Raw genomic sequence first — 20,302 nt, 5'->3', positions numbered from 1 at the left:
TTTCCTTTTTATGCCAAGAGTCCTCCCATCCCCTCGGTCCTGGCTGGAGCAGGCCGATAACCGGGTCTGCTTTTGCAACGGGTCCCGTTTCCCGGCGGGGGCGTGAACGGCTATAATTTTGCAAGCTGTGGTCACGTGAATCTCGAGGTTTCCAGTGCCTTGTTTGTCTGAGGGAGGGCGGATGGGAGCCGCATCAAGAGGTGGACATTCGCAGATCGGGGAGAGCCCCCTGGCGGATGCTACGGCCTTCGTTCCCCACCGCGCTCCCATGCTCCTCCTGGACGGCATCCGCTCCACCAGCGACACCGAAAGCCGTGCCTGGGTCCGGGTGGACCCCAAGGCCTGGTACGCCGACGTCCAGGGAGCCATGCCCGCCTGGTACGGCATCGAGCTCATGGCCCAGACCGTCGCGGCCTACAGCGGCGCCGTCAAACGGAGGCAGGGCAAGCCTCCGGTCAAAGGCTACCTGCTGGGCGCCCGGACCTACACCTCCACCCTCCCGGCCTTCCCCGCCGGGTCAATCCTGGAGATCCAGGGGGTCTACCACTACTCGGACGACAGCGGCCTCTGGGCCTTTGACTGCACGATCACCATCCAGGACCTCCCCGTCGCCACAGCCATGCTGAAAGTGTTTGAAGAAAAATGACCCAGGACCCCAGACCACGCCGCGTTCTCGTGACAGGTGCCAGCGGGCGCCTCGGAAGGGCCATCGCCCTCCGGTTGGCCCAGGACGGCTTCCATGTCACCGTCCACTGCCGCAGCCGCGTCCAGGAGGCCCAATCTGTTTGCGAGGAGATCGCCTCCAAAGGCGGTTCCGCCGATCTCCTGGCCTTCGACCTCACGGATCGGGAGCGGACCCGGGAGATCCTGGAGGCCCATGTGGAGGCCCACGGCGGCTTCTACGGCATTGTCAGCAACGCGGGCATCACCCGGGACAACGCCTTCCCGGCCCTCAGCGGCGACGACTGGGACTCGGTCCTGGATACCAGCCTCAACGGATTCTTCAATGTGGTCCATCCCCTGACCCTGCCCATGATCCGCCTTCGCAAAGGGGGGCGCATCGTGGTCATCTCCTCCGTCAGCGGCGTCATCGGCAACCGAGGGCAGGTCAACTACAGCGCGGCCAAGGCCGGACTCATCGGGGCCGCCAAGGCCCTGGCGGTGGAGCTGGCCAGCCGCGCCATCACCGTGAACGCCGTCGCCCCGGGGCTCATCGAGTCCGAGATGATCGATCAGGTGGTGCTGGACCACGCCCTCCAGGCCATCCCCATGAAGCGGGTGGGCCAGCCCGCCGAGGTGGCGGACCTGGTGGGCTTCCTCTTCTCGGATTCCGCCAGCTACATCACCCGCCAGGTCATCGGCGTCAACGGGGGGCTGGTTTGAACCGCCGGGTCGTCATCACCGGCATGGGCGGCCTCAGCGCCCTGGGCTCGAGCTTCGCTGAGATCAGCGAGGCCATCCGGGCCAAGCGCAGCGGCGTTCGCTACATGCCGGAATGGGATGCCTACGAGGACATCCAGACCCGCCTGGGCGCTCCCATTGACGATCTGCAAGTGCCTTCCCACTACCCCCGCAAGATGGTGCGCTCCATGGGGCGGGTGGCCCTCCTGGGGGTCCGGGCCTCGGAATTGGCCCTGAAGGATGCGGGTCTCCTGGAGGATGCCTCCATCCAGGACGGACGCATGGGGGTGGCCTACGGTTCCTCCTCCGGAAGCCTGGAGCCCATGCTGGCCCTCGCCAGGGGCACCGCAGAAGGTGGCACCTTCCGGGGCATCAGCGCCACGGGCTACATCCAGGCCATGAGCCACACCGCCGCCGTCAACATCGGCCTCTTCTTCGGGCTCACGGGCCGGGTCATCCCCACCAGCAGCGCCTGCACCTCCGGCAGCCAGGCCATCGGCTACGCCTTCGAATCCATCCGCTACGGTCGCCAGGACATGATGCTGGTGGGGGGCTCGGACGAGCTTTCCTTCTGCAGCGCCGCGGTCTTCGACAACCTCTACGCCACCAGCCTGAAGAACGAGGCCCCCAGCACCACCCCGGCCCCCTTCGACCGGGACCGGGACGGCCTGGTGGTGGGCGAGGGCGGCTGCACCCTGATCCTGGAGGAGCGGGAGCAGGCCCTGGCCCGGGGTGCGACGATCTACGCCGAAATCCTGGGCTTCGCCACCACCTCCGACGGGGCCCACGTCACCTCCCCCCAGATGGAGAACATGGCCCGCACCATGCGGCTGGCACTCCGGGACGCCGGGCTCCCGCCCGAGGCCATCGGGTGGGTCAACGCCCACGGCACGGCCACCGAGGCCGGAGATATCGCCGAAAGCCAGGCCACCCTTGCCACCTTCCGGCGGGCCCTGCCCATCACCTCTCTCAAGGGGCACTTCGGCCACACCCTCGGGGCCTGCGGCAGCACCGAGGCCTGGCTGGGCATCGAGATGCTGCGCCAGGGCTGGGTCGCTCCGACCCTGAACCTCGTGAACCCCGACCCCCGGTGCGGAGAGCTGGACTACATCATGGGCGAGCCCCGACCCCTCGCCATCGACACCTTCATGACCAACAACTTCGCCTTCGGCGGGATCAACACCTCACTGGTCATCCGGGTGGAGTGAGGAGAAGCGGAGAGAAACAGAAACTCACGCGGAGGCGCGGGGAGCGCGGAGAAACAGACACCGGATTCAGCGGGCCTTCCGATCCACCTCCGCACCCTCCGCGTCTCCGCGTGAGACCATCTACTCCTGGTCCCCTCCAAACCTCACAGGTCATCCGGCGAAGGTGAGGATCCGCGAGGGCTCCAGGGATCCGTCATTTTAAAGCACCCCGCATCGCCTCGACCGCCTCGATGACCGACTCCACCGGCATGCCTCCCAGGTCGATCCTCCCCTTATGCCTCACCAGCAGAGTGTTCCCGGGGGGTAGATAGACTGCCGGATCGGCGGTGGAGAAGAGGGCCACCAACGGGCAGCCCAGACCTGCGGCGAGGTGCATGGGGCCACTGTCCCCGCTGATCAGGAGGTCCACCGAGGAAAGCAGCCCGGCCAGTTCCAACGGAGTGGTCGGAGGGGCCAGTTCGGAGTCCTTCCCGACAATCCCCTCCGCGATCTCCCTTTCTCCCGGGCCCCAGAGAACGATGATTTCCGCGTCGTAACATTCCCGCAGGTGGACCGCCACGGCCCGGAACCGTTCCGCCGGCCACCGCTTCTTCGAATCCCCGGCACCTGGGTTGATGGCGATGCGGCGAGCCTGGCCCGGCTGACGCTGCCGAGAGGCGGCGAGATGGCCAGCCAGCTGGTAGGAGCGGTCCTCCCCTTGGCCACCCACCAGGCGGGCGGCCTCCAAGCATCGGTCGGACTGGTGGACCCATTCGCGGGATGGCGTCAGGATCGCCCTCTCTCGGCGCGGGTGGCTTCCCGCCACGACTACGCCCGGCATCCGGTCCAGAAAGCGCCGGACATCTCCGCCCCCCCCGAAATCCAGCACCACGTCCCAACCCCGCCTCGCAAGAGCGTCCAGGTCCCGGATACGCTTGAACCAGCCGCGGAGCCCTTTCCAGTTCCTCCGATGCACCGGGATGAGTTCATCGATATGGGAGGGATCCTGGAAAAGCCCAGCCCACTGTGCATGACACGAGAATGCCAAATGGGCCTGGGGCAGCCCTTTCCGGAGGGCCCGCAAGGCAGGCGTGCACATGATGGTGTCACCCAGGAGTCCCCAGGAGACGACCAGGATTCTCTGTTTTGCAGATCCGTCAATTCCCATAGATACTGAAGTTTAGCCGATATTCTCCACGCATGGGATCCGAGCGGCATAAACGGCAACGGGAACCCGGGGATACCATCCAGTCCGTTCACCACTCATCCCTCCCGCCTGCTTCCGCAGGATCAGGCAGACCACAGGCACGCACCTGGATGCTCCGCTTCCTCATCGTCCCCTCCAACAACAGCCTCTCCCATCTGGGCAAGGCCCTGGCTCTGGAGGAGGCCTTGGTACGCCGGGGCCACAAGGTGCTGGTAGCGGTGGGCGAGGCCCATGCCCCCCGCCTGAGGGCCATGGGCCGCCGCGCCGCCGTCCTCCCGGACATCCAGGAGGCCGATGGCGGCGGCTTCCCCACCCCGGCCTGGTTCCGCAACCCGGAGCACATCCGGGCCTGCGTCCTGGCGGAGCGCCAGCTCCTGCGGGAGTTCCGCCCGGACCGCGCCCTGGGGATCTTCCGCTTCACCCTGGGGCTCTCGGCGCGGATGGAGGGCATCCCCTGCGACAGCCTGATCTGCGCCTGCATGCTTCCCGAATCCCCGGAGGTGCTTGGCTTCGCGGCGGATGAGCCCGGCCTGGAGGAACAGCGGGCCATGCTCCAGACCTTCTACCGCTACGCGGGATCCCGCCTGAGCCGCAGCCTGGGGCTGGAGCCGCTGGCGGACATCCGCTCCCTGCTGCATGGCGAGCGCACCTTCCTCTGGGATGTGCCGGAGTTCGCGCCCCTGCCTGAGCTTCCCCAGGTGAAACGGGTGGGCCCCCTTTCCTGGAGGGGATGGCCCCCTTCGCCCCTCGACCTGGAGGCCCTCCGGAAGGGCCCCGAGCCCCTGGCGGTCCTCTCCTTCGGGACCTGCGTGGGGAGTGCCGAAGTCGCGGAGCAGGTCATCGGCGCCCTGCGCCGCCTGGGCTACCGGGTGCTGGTGGCGGCGGGCGGACAGGAGGCCCTGTTGGAGGGCCCCCCTGATCCCGGCGTGATACGCGCCGCCATGGCACCCATGCACCAGATTCTTCCCATGGCCAGCCTCATGGTCTGCCACGGGGGGCAGATGACGGTCTTCGAAGCCCTCGGGCACCGGGTGCCGGTCCTCGTGATCCCCTTCCAGCCAGAACAGGCCCAGAACGGCGTGGCCCTGGAGCGCATCGGCTGCGGCGGACGCCTGGTGCCGCCGACCCCCTACGTCTTCTCCCAGGGCGTCTACCTGAGAGCCCTCGGCGGACTGGGACCGAAGGGCCTGGAGCGGGCCATCCGGGAGCGCCTGGAGACCCCCGGCCTGGCAGGATCCCTGGCGCGCTTCCAGGGCATCCTGGCCAGCAGCCCAGGCGTGGCGGGGATCTGCGAGGGCCTGGAGGGCCCTCCATGACCCGGGGCGTCCTCCTCATCCACGGCTACTCCGGGTCCACCGGGCACCTGGCCCCCCTGGCCCAGGCCCTCCGCCAAACCCTGCCAGCGGACATCCAGGTGATCCTGCCCGCCCTGCCGGGACACGGCGCCACAGCCCCACCGCCCTTCGACCGGGAGGCCTTCCGGGCGGCCATCCGGGCCGCTGCAGCCCCCTTCGATCAGCTCGCCGTGGTGGGGCACTCCACCGGAGGCACCCTGGCCCTGGACGCAGGACTGAATCCCCGGCTCCTGGTGCTGGCCGCCACGCCCAGAAGCCTTGGTATCGAGGATGCCGCCCGATGGGAGGCCCACCGCCAGGGCCAGGCCCCCCTCCCCTTCCTGGGGGTGGCCCGCATGGTGCGCCTCATCCAGGAGATGGGACGCCTCCCCCTGGAGGGCCCCACCCTGAGCCTTCAGGGGGATGCCGACGGACTGGTGGATCCCCTCACCCGGTGGGAGGGCCCCGGATTGCGCCGGGTGCTCGTACCCGAAGGCCCCCATGACCTCTTCCGGGGCGCGGGCGCGACCTTCGCCATCGACGTGGTCCTGCGGGCGGTGCGAGCTGCCCTGGGGGATAGCCCCCTGGACCGCAATCCCAGCTCCCTGGAACTGGCCGGGCAGGCGCCGGAACTGCCCCTGGAGCCCGCCTGGGAACCCCTCTTCGCCAATATCGAGATCACCACCCGCTGCCACCTGGCCTGCCCCCACTGCGCCAGGACCCGGGACACGCGCCCAGGCGAGGACATGCCCCTGGCGCGCTTCGAGCGGATCCTGGACCTCCTGCCCAGCGCCCGACGCATCACCCTGGTGGGCCTGGGGGAGACGCTCCTGCACCCTAAGGCGGAAGCCATGGTCACCGCCGCCAAGCTCCGGCACCGCCATGTGGGTCTGGTGACCAGTGGCCAGTTCCTGAGCCAGGGAAAAGCCACCGCCCTGGTGGAGGCGGGACTGGACGCCATCGCCTTCAGCCTGGACGCCGTGGAGCCCGGACTGGTCCAGCGGGTGCGGCCCGGCTCGGAGCTCCCGACCATCCTGGCCAACATCCGAGCCTTCGGCACCTTGGCGCCCGGGGTCTCACGGGCCGTCTTTTCCGCCGTCTCCCTGGACACCGCTCCGCACCTCGAATCCCTGGCGGAGGCGGTCACCCAGCTCGGGGTGCAGGCCTGGATGCTCTCGGATCTCAACTTCACCGCCAACCGGGACCGGGCCCTCTGGGGGCACATGGACGACACGCTGCGCCAGACCATCGCCAGGGCCATCAAAAAGGCATTCTCTAGGGGCATACCGGCCCTCACGGTGCGGGGCCTGGAGGCCCTGGACCTGTCCAGCACCTATCGGCAGCACCTCCTCATCCCCCCCAACCAGCTCTTCGAACGGGCGACGCGGCACACCCACTGCCACTCCCCCTGGCAGACCCTCCCCATCGCCGTGGACGGCACCCTCACCCTCTGCGACTGCCAGCCCGAAGCACGGATCGGCAACCTGCTGACGGACCCCTTCACCCCCCTGTGGCAAAAGGGCTGGGCCGAGCACCGGAGAAGGATGCTGGAGGATGGGCCGGAGGTGTGTCTGGGCTGCCCAAGGTTCTGATGCCCCTTTGCCATCACATAAAGATTCAATAGCAACTTCCACCACCAAGCAACCCCGCGCGGCGGGGTTGCTTGGTGGTGGAATTTACTCTTTATTTCGAATGCGTATAATGGGCGACTACAGAGCCTTTTCCAACGCCTTGGCACGCTCTCCGGGAGCGGGATGACTGGAGAAAACGCTCTTGTCATTCCCGAACATCGTCTGGAGCTTGCGAAGGGCGCTGACGGCGGCCTTGGGGTCGTAGCTGTTAGCAGTCATGAACTTCAGCGCGAACATGTCGGCATCGAGTTCCTGTGACTGGGAGAACTGGCTGTGCACCAGCTTCTCCGCAAGGTCTCCGAGGGCCGACTCCGACAGCGCGCCAGCCGCCTGATTGCCGCTGGCCGCTGCCCCCTTGCGGGCGGCAGAGGTCGCATAGGCCGTCTGCAGAGCCTTCTTGCTGTGCCCGAGGCTCACATGCCCGATCTCATGCCCGATCACATAGCGGATTTCATCGTCCGTCATCACGTTCATCAGCCCGGCAAAGACCCGCACCGTACCGTCTGCCATAGCGAAAGCATTCACATCCTTGACGAGGTAGACCTTGATATCCAGGTCCAGGCTCTTGTCCACCTTCATCCCCTTCGTGATCCGGGCGAGCCGGACCCCGTATTTGTCCTTGGGGGAGGCCACCTCGTTCAGCTTGTCGTATTCCGTCTTGGCTGCAGATGCGACGGCTTTGACATCCTGGTCGGACATGCTCACCGACTTGACAGCATCCGCCCCGGCGCCGACCATCTTCCCGAAATCGATCGCAAAGGCCCCCTGAGTAGCAAAAAGGACCCATGCGATCGTGACAGAAGCCGTCCAGTTCATGATTATCTCCTATATTGAATACGCCCCCCGAGAACAGAGGGGAAAGCGTCACGTTTGAACTTATGAGCTAGCGCCCGGGATAGAACACCGCACCCGCAGATGGCTTCAATTATTACATGAATTATTTCATAAATCAACCACCTTGAAGCAAAGTGACGCCAAGGGCATTCACGGCATACTGGGTCACCCCCCCCCTGGAGGCCTTTCTATGAGATGTGCGCTCCCAGCCCTGTCGCTGCTGCTCTTTACGGGCTGCATGGCTCCGCAACTGGACACCAAGACCGCCCTCACCTGGCTGGACTCCGCCGATCAGGCACCCGCCATCGATGTCGGGGGCCACTGGGAGAGCGTCAGACCCTTCATGGCGGGGGGCTGGGGTAGCGGCGATTGGGTCCAGTCAGGGGCCAGGGTCATGGGTTCCCTGGGGCTCTACAACGTGGAGGGGCGGGTCTCCGGACGGAAGCTCTATCTGGTGCTGAGTTCCATGCGGAGGGTCCACTACACGGCAGTCCTGGAACCTGCGGCGGATGGCTCCCTCCAAGGCCTGGCCACGGGAAAAGCCTTGCCGGATTCCCCGGAGTCCAGGACGGCGGAGCACTGCCCCATGGCCTTGCAACGGAGCCAGGGTGAAGTTCAGGCCAACCAGAAGCCATAATTCAGCAGGAACAACCAACCGCCGACCCGCGTGGGCCTGGCATCTGATCGGAGAGACCCATGTCCAAATTACGTGCGAAACGGAGCAGGACCTGGATTGCGGCGCTGGGCGCCCTGCTCATCCTCACCGGCTCCTTCGGCTGTGTCGTAGGCCAGAAGATCGACCTGACCTACACCCCGGACACCACCTTCACTCCTGGCCAGGCCCAGCCCTTGACCGTGGCCGTTGCGGACCTCCGCCCCCATGTGAAGAACAGAGAGAAATCCCCGGCCTACCTGGGGCGGCTGCGCGGCGGTTTCGGTAATCCCTGGGACGTGACCACGGAGGGGGATGTCCCCCTCGATCAGCTCTTCCGCGTGGGCCTGATGGCCGACCTGGAGGCCATGGGCTTCAAAGCCCATGAACCCCAGGGCCCCAAGACCGTGAAGGTGGAGATCCTGGATTACGATGTCGATGGCATGATCAATGGCGCCTTCAGGTACGAGATCAAGGTCCGGGTCCTGGATGGCACCGGTGCGCAACTCTTCGAAAACACCCTCAAAGAGGACCGCGCCATCAGCGGCAGCTTCTGGACAGGAGCCAAGGGAGCCCTCCAGAAGAACGTCCCCCTCATCCACGCCGAAGTCATCCGCAAGATCACCCGGGAGAAGAGCTTCCTGGAGGCGATCCAGTAGGGCTCAACCCCACCAGCTCATTGGGTGAAGCCCTCGAAGGTGTTCACCCGATGACGCCACTCCGCTTGGCTCTGGGCTTCGCCTTGGTGCCGGGGGCTTTCTTGACCGGGGCGGCCTTTCTCGGGGAATCCGATGCGGTTTTGGGCTTCTTCACGGCCCTTTTCGGCACCGCCTTGGCTTCGACAGAAGCCGCCGCCTTCGCCCTGGGCCCGGGCTTCTTCCGGGCCTGGGCCTTGGGTTTCGCGCTGGGTACGGCCTCCGCCATCTCCAGCCCGAAGAGCTCCGCCAGATCATCCCCTTCCAGCACCAGATCACTGGGGGCGGGTGCCCCCAGGGGCATATCGCTGGCGGCGTGGGCCAGGAGTTCTGCGGGGTCCACCCCCCTGAGCAGAAAGAGCAACTCGGGCTTCTCGTCCAGGCGGGCACCGACGCCGTAGAGCGTTGCCGCCACGTGCTTGCACATGTCCGCCCAATCGGGGCAGGAACAGGAGAGTTCGATCTCGGCCGGGGAGGGGAAGAGTCCCTTGCCCTCCTCGCAGACCCGCTCCATGACCCCCTTGGAGAAGCGCCCCTGGAGCAGTTCCACCAGGGAATCGATGGCGCCGGAGCAGTCCTCGCAGAGCTTCTGCCACCGGGCTTGGGGCAGGGGATCGATGGTGATGGCCACCCGGTAGATGGAAGAGCCGCTGACCCGGGCCTCGATCTTCCCCCGCAGGATCTGGAGGTCCACAACGGAACCGTTCCGCACATAGGTCCGCCCCCGGGGCAGACGGTTCGAGTAGTCACTGTACCGTTCCAGGTTCTCGCACCAGGCCTTGCCCCAGAAGGTCGAGGCGATGCTGCGCCCCTCGATCCTCACGGGGGAGATCACCTGCCCCTTCTTGGCCAGCCTCTCCATCTGGCGCTGGGCCTTGGCGCGACGTTCGGCCACGGGCACGTATGGGGGATATCCATAGGACATGGTTCAGCCCTCCAGGGCGGCGTTGAGGTCGAGGGATACAAGGCGCAGGAGTTCATCATCCCGCATCTCCGTGAGGTTCAGCTCGGCACCGCCCTCCAGGAGCTCCTGGCTGAGCTGACGCTTGGACTCGATGAGGGCGTCGATCTTCTCCTCCACGGTGCCCCGACAGATGAACTTGTGGACCAGGACATTGCGGGTCTGGCCGATGCGGAAGGCGCGGTCCGTGGCCTGGTTCTCCACCGAGGGGTTCCACCATCGGTCGAAGTGGATGACGTGGGAGGCCGCCGTGAGGTTCAGCCCTGAGCCCCCGGCCTTGATGGAGAGGACGAAGAAGGGCACGGTCTCGTCCTCCTGGAAGCGTGCCACCAGATCCTTGCGCTTCTTCACCTCGGTCTCGCCGTGGAGCACCAGCCCCTTCCGCCCGAAAACCCCCGCCAGGAAGGCGGCCAGGGGTTCCGTGGCCTCCTTGAACTGGGTGAAGACCAGCACCTTCTCCTGGCGCTCGGCGATCTCCTCGCAGAGCTCCCGCAGGCGGGCGAACTTGCCGCTGCCTTTCTCATCCCAGGCCTGCCCCCCGACCCACTGGGCACTGTGGTTGCAGATCTGCTTGAAGCGCATGAGGTAGGCCAGCACCAGGCCGCGCCGCTCCATACCCTCGGCGCTCTCCAGACGCTGGACCATCTCCGTTACGGCCTGCTGGTAGAGGGCCGCCTGGGAGCGGCTCAGGCCGCAGTAGGCCTTGAGTTCGGTCTTGTCGGGAAGATCGGAGATCACGGACTTGTCGGTTTTGAGACGGCGCAGGATGTACGGGCGCACCAGATTCCGCAGGGGTGCATAGGTCTGGCGCCTGGCCAGATCCTTCGAATAGGCGGTGAAGGCCTTGGCGTGGCCCAGGAGGCCCGGATTGATGAAGTCGAAGATGGACCAGAGATCCCCGAGACGGTTCTCCACAGGGGTTCCCGTGAGGGCGATGCGGGCGCGGGCCCGGAGCTGCTTCACGGCCCGGGTCTGCTTGGCTCCGGGGTTCTTGATGGCCTGAGCTTCATCCAGGATGGCCAAGTTCCATGCGGTTTCCGACATCCAGGGAATCCGCAGCAGGGTTCCGTAGCTGGTGATGACGAGATCCAGGCTCTCCAGATCCTCGGGACGATTCTTCAAGGGGGTGGCGCTGAGGGCAGACGGGGTCGTCGGGCTTGGCCCGGACACCCCGTGGGGAGCACGAGGGGGACGCAGAGTGAGCTTTGCGAGCGGGCGGTCCCCTTCGTTCAGAACTGACGGGTGGATGATCCGCACCGCGAGGCTCGGCGCGAAGCGTTCCAGCTCCGAAGCCCAGTTGGCCAGGAGGGAGGCCGGGGCCACCAGGAGGCTGGGACCGCGCTGTTTGAGGCTGAGCAGCAGGGCGATGATCTGGATGGTCTTCCCCAGCCCCATGTCGTCCGCCAGGCAGGCCCCCAGGCCCAGGCTGGAAAGGAGGTGAAGCCAGCGCAGGCCCGCCTGCTGGTAGGGGCGGAGGGTGCCCTTCAAGGCTGGGCCGGGGTCGATGGCCGCCAGGCTTTCCGGGGAGCGAAGGCCCTTCAGGAGCTCCTCCAGCCAGGGGCCGGCGGTGATCCGGGACCAGTCGGCGGCCTCCTCCATGGCCTCGGCCTTGCCAATGGCCGCCCCCGACAGCATCCGCATGGCCTCCGCGAAGCTCAGACCGCCCTTGACGGCCAGACACTGGGCCTCTTGGAATCGGGCCATGGTGCGTTCCAGACGTTCGGGGTCCACCTCCACCCACTGCCCCCGGATCAAGGCCAGGCCCTGGGTGGCCTTCAGGAGCTCCTGGACCTCGGTTTCGGTGAGTTCCTCGCCATCCAGGCTGAGGGCCAGGCTGAAGTCCAGCATCGCCGCCAATCCGAAGGCGGAGGGGGCCTTGGTACCCACACTGGCGCTGACCTGGGGCCGCGAGGGTCGCCCCGCCTTCCAGGTCGCAGGCATCCGCACCACCACCCCGGCGTGCTCCAGGTGCGGCACATCCCCCAGGAACCGGAAGGCCTGGGCCGGAGTCCAGCGCAGGGGATGGAAGATCTCGCCCCCATCCACCATCCGCTTCAGCCAGGGGCACCGCTCCGCCGCCCGCTGCACGGGCACCAGCAGGGAAAGGAGTCGATCCTTGTTCGAGGCTCCGGCGTAATCCCGGAGGGCCTGCCCCAGGGGAAGGTGCTGAACCTTGCCCGTGCTTGAAAACTGCCCGGTATAGGTGGCCAGAAAGGCGAAGGGGTGGTCCTCATCCTTGCGGTTCTCGGCAAGGTTGAAGTTCACGCGCCCCACCCGGTTCCAGGCGGGATTGAGGGACTTCAGGAAGTCCTGGAGAGAGGTCCGGGAGGCGGAGTGGAGGGCATGGAAGGCCCGATCCATCTCCCCCCAGAGGGCGGCCAGCACCTCGACGGAGAGGTACTCGCCCCCGGGCATGGGGGGCGCGGTAAGCAGGATGGAGGGGAGATCCTCCGGTGGCGCAAGCCTGGGAGGCGCCTCCTCACCCTCGGGCCGCAGACAGAGGGCGGCCACGTAGCGGGCCCCGAAGTCCCGCCAATAGGCGAGCACCGGGGGCAGCAGCGATCCGATCTCCCGGGCCCCCAGGAGGAAGAGCCCGGCACCGCTCCCCACCTCGAAGTCGCCATGCAGACTCGCAGCCAGGGATGCATCCAGCCCCTCCTCCGGAGCCCCAGGGTGCAGGTGCCCTCGGGGGCTAAGCCAGAGGCTCATCGGAAGCTCACAGATCCGCAGCCTTCACCCGGCTCCTCCACCAGGAGCCTGATCCCCCCATGCCCCTGGGTGCCCAGAAGGATGCTTGCGGCCGCCACATCGAAGCCGATCGCCGCAGGCCCATGGCCGTAGACCTGGGGGAAGCTCCCTCCGGTGGGCAGGGTCGATTCCTCTACCAAGCCAAGCTCAACCTGGCAGAGTTCCGCCCGAGCCCCCTCCGGGGCCCTGGTCAGCAGGAAGAAGGCGGCGCCCTCACCGGGCACCAGAGAGGTTCCGTGATTCTTGAGCCAGGCGTAGCCCATGACCTCGGAGAGCTCCTCCACGCAGCCCACCAGCACCTGGGTCGCCCGGCCCTCCTCCAGCCAGAGCTTGGCGGTGAAGAGGGCGGCGAGCACCGAGAGGCGCCCCTGGGAGAGGGTGACGCAGGGGCCATCGGCCCCCAGGAGGATGGCGAGGTGGGCGGCGGCGGCGTTGTGGAGGGAGTTGGCGAAGTGGATGGGGGAGGCGCAGGCATCCCCCGACTCGAAGAAGCTGTCCAGGAGGCCCAGGGTCGATCCCGTGGCCCCCTGGCCGCTGGCCAGGATGAGGCCTGTGCCCTGCAGCCCACCGGGAGTCTGCCCCCCATCCTCCAGGGCCAGGCAGGCCCCCAGGAGAGCCATGCGGGCGAAGCCGTCCACCCGGCGCAGGGCGCGCTTGGGAACGTAGTTGTCCAGGGGAGCGGTATCCGCCCGGTAGGCGGGGAGCTCCACCATCCCCTGGCCCGTGGGCACGGCAAGGCTCCGGGGCGCCACTGCCCCGGCGGCGAGGGCGACCTCCAGGGCAACCCGGCCGCAGCCGAAGCCCCCCACCACGCCGATGCCATGGATCCAGACACTCATGAGGGCGCTCCGAACACCAGGGCGGCGTTATTCCCGCCGAAGGCCAGGGAGGTGGAAAGGGCGGCCCGCCCCTTCACGGCCTGCACCGCTTCAGAAGGACTGCTGCCGATCTCCGGGTCCGGCATGGCGAAGCCCGCGCTGCCGGGGATCCACCCGGCCTCCAGGGAGGCCACGGTGAAGGCCGCCTCGACGGCCCCGGCGGCCCCCAGGGTGTGCCCCGTATGCCCCTTGGTGGAGAAGTAGGGCACCCCGGGCAGGAGATCCGCCAGGACGCGCCCCTCCACCCGATCGTTGTCCGGCGTGCCGGTGCCGTGGGCATTCACGAAGGCCAGTTCCGCCCCGGCCACACCGGCCCGGCCAAGGGCATCCTGGATGGCCCGGCGCAGCCCGGCCCCCTCGGGGTGGGGGGCGGTCTGGTGGTGGGCATCGCAGGCTGCGCTGTAGCCCAGGACCCGCGCCCGCGCTCGGCCGCCCCGGCGCCGGAGGCTCTCCTCGGATTCCAGAACCAGCACCGCCGCGCCTTCGCCCAGATTGAGGCCCTTGCGGTCCCGGTCGAAGGGACGGCAGGGCTCGGGGTCCACGATCTTGAGGGCGATGAAGCCGTTGAGGGTGATGCGGCTCAGTTCATCCGTCCCCCCCGCCAGCACGATGTCGCAGAGCCCAGCCTCGATCCAGGAGGCCCCGAGCCCGATGGCATCGGTGCCGGAGGAGCACGCGTTCACGACCACCTGGCAGGGGCCCTTCAATCCGAAGGTCCTGGCCAGCACCGCCGCCGGGTTGTTCCGGAAGACCCGCTCCAGGGGGGCGAGATCCGGATCCTCACCGTTCCTGAAGGCCTTACAGAAGGGCTCGTCGCTGAGAGCGCAGCCCACGGTGGTGCCCACGCAGACGCCAATCCTGCATATACTTATTATCGATTCATTTATTCCAGCATCCCCCAGGGCCTCCCGCGCCGCCGCCAGGAGAAGGGCGCTGGTGCGCAGGAGCTCGGGGGGATGGCCGAAGTCTGGCACCTCGAAAACCGGGTAGGGCACGGCGTGGCTGGTGTGGATGCGCACCGGGGGCACCGGATGCCGCAGACCGGAGCGCAGGCCCTCCATGCAATCCGGCAGCGTGCCTCCGGCGGCGCAGAGGCAGCCCAGGCCCGAGACCGCGGCCTTCATGCAGCCCGGTTCCGGTCGATGTACTCCGCCAGGGCGCGCACCGAGGCGAAGGCGGCCCGGCTCTCCTGCATGTCCTTGATCTCCACCCCGAAGTGCTTCTGGACCAGGATCACCAGCTCCACAGCATCCAGGGAGTCCAGGCCTACCCCCTCCACAAAGAGGGGCATGTCGTCCTCGAAGGCTTCGAGTTCCAGATCCTCCAGATTGAGTTCGGTCTTGATCAGGCGCTTCAGGGCTTCCGTGGTTTCCATCTCAGGCTCCGGCACGATCTCTTCGTTCAGGCGTCGGGGCCCACATATCGAAGAAGTTGAAGAAATGATAAGGGAAGTCCCGGGTGAATGCCTCCAGGGACGCGGCAAAGACCTGGACGTACGGGCGGAAGTTCCCGCTGCGTCGGCCCAGGCCAGGGGGAACCCGGATGACATCGGCCACCCGCAGTTCGTACCGGTTCATGCCCGGTTTGTAGGGGAAGGCCACGACGATGGGCGCCCCCGTGAGGGAAGCCAGCTTGAAGGGGCCGTAGGGCAGCTCCACGGGGGCCCCCAGGAAGTCCGCCTCCACCGTGGGGCTGGTGTCCCCCAGGACCCGATCCCCCATGACGCAGAGCACCTCCCCCCGCTGGAGGATCTGCAGCATCTCCAGGGAGCCCCCCAGGAAGGTGTCGGGATCCAGCACCCGGAAAGGGGCGGGGCCTTCGCCGTGCTCGAAGTACTGGCGATCCACATCCCCGGGGTTCCGGTGCATGACCACCGTGACCGGGGCCTCCACGATCTTCAGGTTTGCCATGCCCAGCTGCCAGGCCCCCACATGGGCCGTCACCAGGATGAGCCCCTTCCCTTCGGCCAGGATGCCGTTGAGGGTCTCCCGCCCCGAGAAGGCGGTCTCCAGGGCCCCCGGCCCCAGAATCCCCACCGCCGCCCGATCCACCAGCACCCGGGCCAGCTCCCTGCTGAGACGCCAGGCGTCCACCGGGCGGGCATGCCCGAAGCGATGGGAGAGGTAGGGACGGCACTTGGCCCGCACCGAGGGCTTGGCCAGGACGTAGTAGAGGCTCACCAGATCGGCCATCCAGTAGGCGGGCCTCCGCCCCAGGTGCCGGATCAGACCATAGAAGAAGCGGTGCTGCCATGCGGCCCCCAGGCTCCGGCCTGTCCAGGCTGGGGCCTTCATGAGCTCTCCTGGATCCGCTCCGTCCTGCGGGTGAAGGCCAGGAAGCCCCTGAGGCCCCCCAGGAAGCGGAGCCAGCTGTCCGGCGACTTCCAGAGCATAGTGACGTAGCCCCACAGCACCTTGGGGCGCCGGAAGTGCCCCTCGTAGAAGTCCCGGAAGAGCTGCTCCAGGCGCTCCCGGGTCATGCCCTTGGTGACGAACTGGAAGTGCATGCAGTCCATCTTCGCCCAGTCCTCCTCGAACTCGCCCTCCTCGTGGATGGTCTCGTAGAGCGGCGAGCCCGGGAAGGGCGTGAACTTGGCCAGATTGAAGTCGTCGATGGGCAGGGAGAAGACGTAGTCCATGCTGCGCCGGATGCTCTGCTCGGTCTCCCCGGGCAGACCGATCATGAGGAGCCCCTTGGTGCGGATCCCCGCGGCCTTGATCATGCGGATGCGCCCGGCGAGCATGTCCAGGTCCGGGTTCTGGCGGTGGTGCGAGAGCAGCTCCTGGTCCCCGGACTCGATGCCCAGGCTCATCATCCAGCAGCCCGCCTTCTTCATGTGGCGCACCAGGGTCTCGTCGATATGCTCGGCCCGCACGGCGCAGTTGAAGGACATGCCCAGGGGCTCCTTCAGGAGGCGGTCGCAGAGGGCCTCGACCCGGCCCCGGTGGAAGGTGAACTGGTCGTCGTAGAAGTTGATGTGGCGGATGCCGAAGCGGGTGCGCAGGAAGCGCATGTGCTCGTAGAGGTACTCCGCCGAGTTGTAGCGGAAGCTGCGCCCGAAAACCGAGCGGTCGCAGTAGGAGCAGGCGTAGGGGCAGCCCCGGCTGGAGATGCAGCTGGTGTTGGGGGTGGAGGGGTAGTTGAAGATCGGGAGCTTGTAGGCCCCGGGGAAGCCCTCCAGCTTGTCGTAGGCGGGAAAGGGCAGGCTGTCCAACTCCAGGCCCTTGGGGCGGTAGCCGGTGAAGAGGGGAAGGGCATCCTTCTGCCGCAGGATGAGCCCCTGGACCGCCTCGGCCCCCTCGCCGCCGCAGGCCATCAGTTCGTGGATGGTCTCCTCGCCCTCGCCCACCACCACGAAGTCCACGGCGTCGTAGTCCTCCAGGATCCGTCCCTTGAGGGCCGAGACATGGGGACCGCCAAAGACCGTGCGCACACCGGGCAGGACCGTCCTGGCCAGCTTCGCCAGCCGAACGCCGTCCAGGAAGCTCGAGGTGGTGCAGCTGAAGCCGATGAAGGCGGGCTGTTCCGTGCGCAGGAACTCGGCAATGAGGCTGTCGGAGTCGGGCCGGGCGAAGCAGTCGATCAGGGTGGCGGCGATCCCCCGCTGTTCCAGGTAGGCGGCCAAGCTGGCGATCCCCAGGGGGGGCATGAGGTTGGCCAGCCGGGAGACATCGCGGTTTGCGGCCTCGGCGCTGTACCCCAGGGGGTGCACCAGTAGGATCTTGCGGGGATTCAGCATGGGGATTCCGTCAAAGCGTCTTTTCGGGGGCGGTCATAGCGAATGAGGGTGGGCCAGAGGATGCCCTTGTAGCCCATGCGCTGGAGGATCACCATCTGCTGCCGGGACTTCTCCGGCGGGAAGACGCGGTCCCGCTTGCCGCGGAAGCCTGCCTCGAGCATGGCATTCATGGTAGCGGCATCCAGGCGGGGGGACTGGTAGTAGCAGGGATTCTGGGGGCTGTGCTCCGACCCCACCAGCCCCTCCTCCAGGGCCCGGCGGCGGATGGCGGTGCCCGGGAAGATGCAGATCCCGGAATAGGCGAAGACGACGGTATGGCGGAGCTTCTCCAGATTGGCCAGGCCCTCCCTCACCGTGGCCTCGGTCTCCCCGGGGCCCCCGAACATGACGAAGTGGGCGCAGGGCAGCCGCTCCCCCACGAAGGCCTCGTTCACCGCCACCACCTCGTCGAAGGTGAAGCCCTTGTTCAGGGCCGCCAGGGTCAGGTCCGTGCTGGCGTCGGTTCCCAACTCAGCGGCGAAGAGCCCCGCCCGCTTCATCAAGGCCACCTCCGGGCGACCGAGCCCCTGGGGGCGGATGTAGCAGGACCAGGCGATCCGGAGCTCCCGCCGCAGGATCTCCTCCACCACCTGGAGGTAGTGGCCCTCCCGATCATTGAAGACGCTGTCCGTGAAGAAGACCTGGGGAGCGTCATGCTCCTTCTGGAGCCGCTCCAGGTCCTCCCCCACCTCCCGGGGATCCCGGAAGCGGTATTCCCGGCCCTCCAGGGCCGGGTAGCTGCAGTAGGCGCACGCGAAGGGGCAGCCCCGCTTGGTCTGGAGGTTCACCAGGCCCGAACGCTCCGTGTAGAAGCGCACCAGATCTGGGGCGAAGAGGGGGGAGGCCATCCGTCCAGGGCCCACCCGGCGCCGGATGCGTTCCCCGGGCCTTCCTGCCACCAGGTCAGTCAGGAGCTCCACCATCTGGACCTCTCCCTCTCCCACCACACCGTAGTCCGCCCCGGTGAAGTCGAGGAGTTCCTCGGGCATCAGGGAGAAGGCCGCCCCTCCGAGGACAACCGGGGCCTGGGTGCAGGCCTTCACCAGGGCCACCATGTCGCGCACCAGTTCAGGGTAGTGGGTGGGCGTCAGGGAGTCGCAGTTGTCCAGGTTGCGCATGGACAGACCCACGAAATCCGGGGCGAAGGCCACGAGAGCTTCCCTCAGGCGGGCCCGGTCCGCCCCGACCGCCAGGAGATCGAACTGCTCCACGTGGTGTCCCGCAGCATGGAGCGCCGAGGCCACGCAGGCCATTCCCAGGGGATAGACGGGATAGGGCTCTGTCGCCAAGTTGGTAGAGAGCAGCCAGACCCTGCTCACAAGGCCAGCCCTCTGACCGGAACGAAGGGGGACCGCCCGTTCGCAAGGCTCACTCTCCATCCCCCCTCGTGCTCCCCCACGTGATGCCTGGGCCAAGCCCAGGCATCACGTCCATAGATACATTTCACGTCAGCTCCGATGCCTCTCAGCATAGCGGCCTACTGGCCCTGCATCCTAGTTTGACAAGCCATTCCCCTCGCCTTCATCATCCCGGGATGATCCTTCCACTCTCCATCGCCCACCTCGTCGCGCTGGGTGTCTTCAAGCTCGTCATCCTCCTGCTCTTCATCTCCCCCCCTTGGGCGGCCCTGCCCCTGGGGCTGTACGTGCTGCTCTGCGCCTTTGCGCCCCTCTTCCCCCGCTTCGGCTTCTTTCTCCCCATCCTGAGCCGGGGTTCCCGGAAGCAGCCCAGGGTGGGCCTCAGCTTCGATGACGGCCCGGATCCCGAGGTGACCCCCAGGGTCCTGGACCTGCTGGACCACTACGGCGTCAAGGCCGCCTTCTTCCTGATCGGGGAGAAGGCGCAGGCCCACCCGGAGCTGGTGAAGGAGATCCTGCGCCGGGGCCACGAGGTGGGAAACCACTCCTGGCATCACTTCCCCTTCCTCATGCTGAAGGGTCGCAAGACCCTGCGTCAGGAGATCACCAAGGGCCAGGAGATCCTCAAGACCTTCGGGATCCTGCCCGTGGCCTTCCGTCCCCCGGTGGGGGTCACCAGCCCAGCGCTCTGGCGCATCCTCATCGAGGAGGGGATGTTCTGCCTCAACTTCAGCTGCCGGGCCGGAGACATGGGGAACCGGCGGATCCGCGACCTGAAGGAGCGCGTGCTGGCCAAGGTGCGCCCGGGGGATCTGATCCTGCTCCACGATGTGCGCCCGCCCGAGGGTGGGATCGAATACCTCCTGCAGGAGTTCACGGCCATCCTTGGGGGACTGAAGGCCAGGGGACTGGAAGTTGTCCCCGTGTCCACCCTGGTGGGGCGGCAGATCATGAAGCGGGACGTCGTGAGCGGCACCGCCGCCGAGACCTTCTATGACGACCTGGCGGCCACCTACGACCACGAGCAGTTCGAGACCGGGGTTTCCCTGGCCCGCCGCACCGAACAGGCCCTCTTCGAGGCCCGGCTCCCAGCCCTGCTCAGCGGTCGGGAGCGGGTGCTGGAGATCGGGGCGGGCACCGGCATCTTCACCCTGCCCATCGCCGCGAAGTCGCGGGAGGTACTGGCGGTGGACATATCCCGCAATATGCTGAACCTGCTGGAGGCCAAGACCCGGACAGCCGATGTCCACAACATCAGCACCCTGGCGGCCAATGTGGAAGAGACCCCCCTCCAAGGGCCCTTCGATCTCGTCTGCGCCTTCTCGGCCCTGGAGTATATGCAGGATCTCCCGGCCCTCATCAAGCGCCTGGGGCCCCAGATGGCCCCCGGGGGCAGGATCTACCTCCTCACTGCCCGCCGCTCCCTCTTCCGCTTCTTCACCCAGATCGGCAACGCCCTGCGCCAGGGCCTGTGGCTCCGGGCCCGGAGCCGCCGTGAGATGACCCGGATGCTGGAGGCGGCGGGCTTCGAGGTGGTCTCGATCAGGGGACACCTCCTGCGCTGCTTCATCTCGGGAGGCATGCTCCTGGAGGTGGAGGCGCGGTGGCCGGACGCCGGGGAAGCTGGCAGGGATTGAA

General features: G+C 67.2%; 18 protein-coding genes. 8 read left to right on the top strand and 10 right to left on the bottom strand.

The window, feature by feature from the left end; all coding sequences use genetic code 11:
* The first annotated feature begins 181 nt into the window (after positions 1–181).
* From HOLFODRAFT_RS21205 to HOLFODRAFT_RS0213050, 3 genes are read left to right on the top strand one after another with little or no spacing between them, the layout of a single operon-like run.
* Entirely contained in the window at positions 182–646 is a 465-nt protein-coding gene (locus HOLFODRAFT_RS21205) for a hotdog family protein (RefSeq protein WP_005036021.1), read from the top strand.
* Positions 643–1,383, top strand: a complete 741-nt coding sequence (gene fabG / locus HOLFODRAFT_RS0213055; protein ID WP_005036020.1) for a 3-oxoacyl-ACP reductase FabG — start codon at positions 643–645, stop codon at positions 1,381–1,383. The genes HOLFODRAFT_RS21205 and fabG overlap by 4 nt, the downstream gene beginning before the upstream one ends.
* A complete protein-coding gene (locus HOLFODRAFT_RS0213050; RefSeq protein WP_005036019.1) occupies positions 1,380–2,609 on the top strand; it encodes a beta-ketoacyl-ACP synthase in 1,230 nt (409 codons plus the stop codon). The genes fabG and HOLFODRAFT_RS0213050 overlap by 4 nt, the downstream gene beginning before the upstream one ends.
* Positions 2,610–2,802: 193 nt before the next feature.
* On the opposite strand, the gene HOLFODRAFT_RS0213045 is transcribed toward HOLFODRAFT_RS0213050, so the two are convergent.
* Positions 2,803–3,687, bottom strand: coding sequence for a glycosyltransferase family 9 protein (locus HOLFODRAFT_RS0213045; RefSeq protein ID WP_148300450.1), 885 nt, complete (start codon positions 3,685–3,687; stop codon positions 2,803–2,805).
* Between the two features lie 218 nt (positions 3,688–3,905).
* Here HOLFODRAFT_RS0213045 and HOLFODRAFT_RS0213040 point away from each other — a divergent pair, with 218 nt between their 5' ends.
* Positions 3,906–5,111, top strand: coding sequence for a glycosyltransferase (locus tag HOLFODRAFT_RS0213040; protein ID WP_005036017.1), 1,206 nt, complete (start codon positions 3,906–3,908; stop codon positions 5,109–5,111).
* Positions 5,108–6,721: an alpha/beta fold hydrolase gene (locus HOLFODRAFT_RS0213035; RefSeq protein ID WP_005036015.1), complete on the top strand. Its 1,614-nt coding sequence runs from the start codon at positions 5,108–5,110 to the stop codon at positions 6,719–6,721. The genes HOLFODRAFT_RS0213040 and HOLFODRAFT_RS0213035 overlap by 4 nt, the downstream gene beginning before the upstream one ends.
* A gap of 117 nt (positions 6,722–6,838) precedes the next feature.
* Here HOLFODRAFT_RS0213035 and HOLFODRAFT_RS0213030 read toward each other — a convergent pair whose 3' ends face one another.
* Complete coding sequence (locus HOLFODRAFT_RS0213030; protein ID WP_005036014.1) at positions 6,839–7,576, bottom strand: M48 family metalloprotease; 738 nt, start codon at positions 7,574–7,576, stop codon at positions 6,839–6,841.
* Positions 7,577–7,784: 208 nt separating this feature from the next.
* Between HOLFODRAFT_RS0213030 and HOLFODRAFT_RS0213025 the strand changes: the two genes are divergently transcribed.
* Both HOLFODRAFT_RS0213025 and HOLFODRAFT_RS23300 read left to right on the top strand, forming a co-directional pair.
* Complete coding sequence (locus HOLFODRAFT_RS0213025) at positions 7,785–8,231, top strand: hypothetical protein (RefSeq protein ID WP_005036010.1); 447 nt, start codon at positions 7,785–7,787, stop codon at positions 8,229–8,231.
* Positions 8,232–8,290: 59 nt separating this feature from the next.
* Positions 8,291–8,905 (top strand): YajG family lipoprotein, encoded by a 615-nt coding sequence (locus HOLFODRAFT_RS23300; protein WP_005036009.1) that lies wholly within the window; start codon positions 8,291–8,293, stop codon positions 8,903–8,905.
* A gap of 43 nt (positions 8,906–8,948) precedes the next feature.
* On the opposite strand, the gene HOLFODRAFT_RS0213015 is transcribed toward HOLFODRAFT_RS23300, so the two are convergent.
* From HOLFODRAFT_RS0213015 to HOLFODRAFT_RS0212980, 8 genes are read right to left on the bottom strand one after another with little or no spacing between them, the layout of a single operon-like run.
* Complete coding sequence (locus HOLFODRAFT_RS0213015) at positions 8,949–9,866, bottom strand: SWIM zinc finger family protein (protein ID WP_005036008.1); 918 nt, start codon at positions 9,864–9,866, stop codon at positions 8,949–8,951.
* A 3-nt stretch (positions 9,867–9,869) separates the two neighbouring features.
* Positions 9,870–12,611: a DEAD/DEAH box helicase gene (locus HOLFODRAFT_RS0213010; protein WP_005036007.1), complete on the bottom strand. Its 2,742-nt coding sequence runs from the start codon at positions 12,609–12,611 to the stop codon at positions 9,870–9,872.
* Positions 12,608–13,489 carry a beta-ketoacyl synthase chain length factor gene (locus tag HOLFODRAFT_RS21195; RefSeq protein WP_005036006.1) on the bottom strand — a complete coding sequence of 294 codons (882 nt, stop codon included), beginning with the start codon at positions 13,487–13,489 and terminating at the stop codon, positions 12,608–12,610. The genes HOLFODRAFT_RS0213010 and HOLFODRAFT_RS21195 overlap by 4 nt, the downstream gene beginning before the upstream one ends.
* The gene (locus tag HOLFODRAFT_RS0213000) at positions 13,486–14,652 is read right to left on the bottom strand and encodes a beta-ketoacyl-[acyl-carrier-protein] synthase family protein (protein ID WP_005036005.1); all 1,167 of its coding nucleotides are present in this window, start codon (positions 14,650–14,652) and stop codon (positions 13,486–13,488) included. The genes HOLFODRAFT_RS21195 and HOLFODRAFT_RS0213000 overlap by 4 nt, the downstream gene beginning before the upstream one ends.
* Positions 14,649–14,903, bottom strand: coding sequence for a phosphopantetheine-binding protein (locus HOLFODRAFT_RS0212995; protein ID WP_005036004.1), 255 nt, complete (start codon positions 14,901–14,903; stop codon positions 14,649–14,651). The genes HOLFODRAFT_RS0213000 and HOLFODRAFT_RS0212995 overlap by 4 nt, the downstream gene beginning before the upstream one ends.
* A 1-nt stretch (position 14,904) precedes the next feature.
* Positions 14,905–15,822: an LpxL/LpxP family acyltransferase gene (locus HOLFODRAFT_RS21190; RefSeq protein WP_005036002.1), complete on the bottom strand. Its 918-nt coding sequence runs from the start codon at positions 15,820–15,822 to the stop codon at positions 14,905–14,907.
* Positions 15,819–17,267: a B12-binding domain-containing radical SAM protein gene (locus HOLFODRAFT_RS0212985; protein WP_005036000.1), complete on the bottom strand. Its 1,449-nt coding sequence runs from the start codon at positions 17,265–17,267 to the stop codon at positions 15,819–15,821. Before HOLFODRAFT_RS0212985 ends, HOLFODRAFT_RS21190 begins: the two co-directional genes overlap by 4 nt.
* Positions 17,261–18,685, bottom strand: a complete 1,425-nt coding sequence (locus HOLFODRAFT_RS0212980; RefSeq protein WP_211237962.1) for a lipid biosynthesis B12-binding/radical SAM protein — start codon at positions 18,683–18,685, stop codon at positions 17,261–17,263. Before HOLFODRAFT_RS0212980 ends, HOLFODRAFT_RS0212985 begins: the two co-directional genes overlap by 7 nt.
* Before the next feature lie 155 nt (positions 18,686–18,840).
* Here HOLFODRAFT_RS0212980 and HOLFODRAFT_RS0212975 point away from each other — a divergent pair, with 155 nt between their 5' ends.
* On the top strand, positions 18,841–20,301 hold the full coding sequence (locus tag HOLFODRAFT_RS0212975) for a polysaccharide deacetylase family protein (protein WP_005035997.1): 1,461 nt from the start codon (positions 18,841–18,843) through the stop codon (positions 20,299–20,301).
* Position 20,302: the final 1 nt, after the last annotated feature.

The organism is Holophaga foetida DSM 6591, from assembly GCF_000242615.2.
Lineage (GTDB): Bacteria > Acidobacteriota > Holophagae > Holophagales > Holophagaceae > Holophaga > Holophaga foetida.
This window is presented reverse-complemented; position numbering and strand designations above follow the sequence as displayed.

What these genes read in the sequence shown, in the direction of transcription:
- HOLFODRAFT_RS0213010 (WP_005036007.1), bottom strand. Translation starts at nt 12,611, where the DNA reads ATGAGCCTCTGGCTTAGCCCCCGAGGGCACCTGCACCCTGGGGCTCCG.
- HOLFODRAFT_RS0212995 (WP_005036004.1), bottom strand. Translation starts at nt 14,903, where the DNA reads ATGGAAACCACGGAAGCCCTGAAGCGCCTGATCAAGACCGAACTCAAT.
- HOLFODRAFT_RS0213015 (WP_005036008.1), bottom strand. Translation starts at nt 9,866, where the DNA reads ATGTCCTATGGATATCCCCCATACGTGCCCGTGGCCGAACGTCGCGCC.
- HOLFODRAFT_RS0213040 (WP_005036017.1), top strand. Translation starts at nt 3,906, where the DNA reads ATGCTCCGCTTCCTCATCGTCCCCTCCAACAACAGCCTCTCCCATCTG.
- HOLFODRAFT_RS0212980 (WP_211237962.1), bottom strand. Translation starts at nt 18,685, where the DNA reads ATGGAGAGTGAGCCTTGCGAACGGGCGGTCCCCCTTCGTTCCGGTCAG.
- HOLFODRAFT_RS0213045 (WP_148300450.1), bottom strand. Translation starts at nt 3,687, where the DNA reads ATGTGCACGCCTGCCTTGCGGGCCCTCCGGAAAGGGCTGCCCCAGGCC.
- HOLFODRAFT_RS0213035 (WP_005036015.1), top strand. Translation starts at nt 5,108, where the DNA reads ATGACCCGGGGCGTCCTCCTCATCCACGGCTACTCCGGGTCCACCGGG.
- fabG (WP_005036020.1), top strand. Translation starts at nt 643, where the DNA reads ATGACCCAGGACCCCAGACCACGCCGCGTTCTCGTGACAGGTGCCAGC.
- HOLFODRAFT_RS0213025 (WP_005036010.1), top strand. Translation starts at nt 7,785, where the DNA reads ATGAGATGTGCGCTCCCAGCCCTGTCGCTGCTGCTCTTTACGGGCTGC.
- HOLFODRAFT_RS0213000 (WP_005036005.1), bottom strand. Translation starts at nt 14,652, where the DNA reads ATGAAGGCCGCGGTCTCGGGCCTGGGCTGCCTCTGCGCCGCCGGAGGC.
- HOLFODRAFT_RS0212985 (WP_005036000.1), bottom strand. Translation starts at nt 17,267, where the DNA reads ATGCTGAATCCCCGCAAGATCCTACTGGTGCACCCCCTGGGGTACAGC.
- HOLFODRAFT_RS23300 (WP_005036009.1), top strand. Translation starts at nt 8,291, where the DNA reads ATGTCCAAATTACGTGCGAAACGGAGCAGGACCTGGATTGCGGCGCTG.
- HOLFODRAFT_RS21205 (WP_005036021.1), top strand. Translation starts at nt 182, where the DNA reads ATGGGAGCCGCATCAAGAGGTGGACATTCGCAGATCGGGGAGAGCCCC.
- HOLFODRAFT_RS0212975 (WP_005035997.1), top strand. Translation starts at nt 18,841, where the DNA reads ATGATCCTTCCACTCTCCATCGCCCACCTCGTCGCGCTGGGTGTCTTC.
- HOLFODRAFT_RS21190 (WP_005036002.1), bottom strand. Translation starts at nt 15,822, where the DNA reads ATGAAGGCCCCAGCCTGGACAGGCCGGAGCCTGGGGGCCGCATGGCAG.
- HOLFODRAFT_RS21195 (WP_005036006.1), bottom strand. Translation starts at nt 13,489, where the DNA reads ATGAGTGTCTGGATCCATGGCATCGGCGTGGTGGGGGGCTTCGGCTGC.
- HOLFODRAFT_RS0213030 (WP_005036014.1), bottom strand. Translation starts at nt 7,576, where the DNA reads ATGAACTGGACGGCTTCTGTCACGATCGCATGGGTCCTTTTTGCTACT.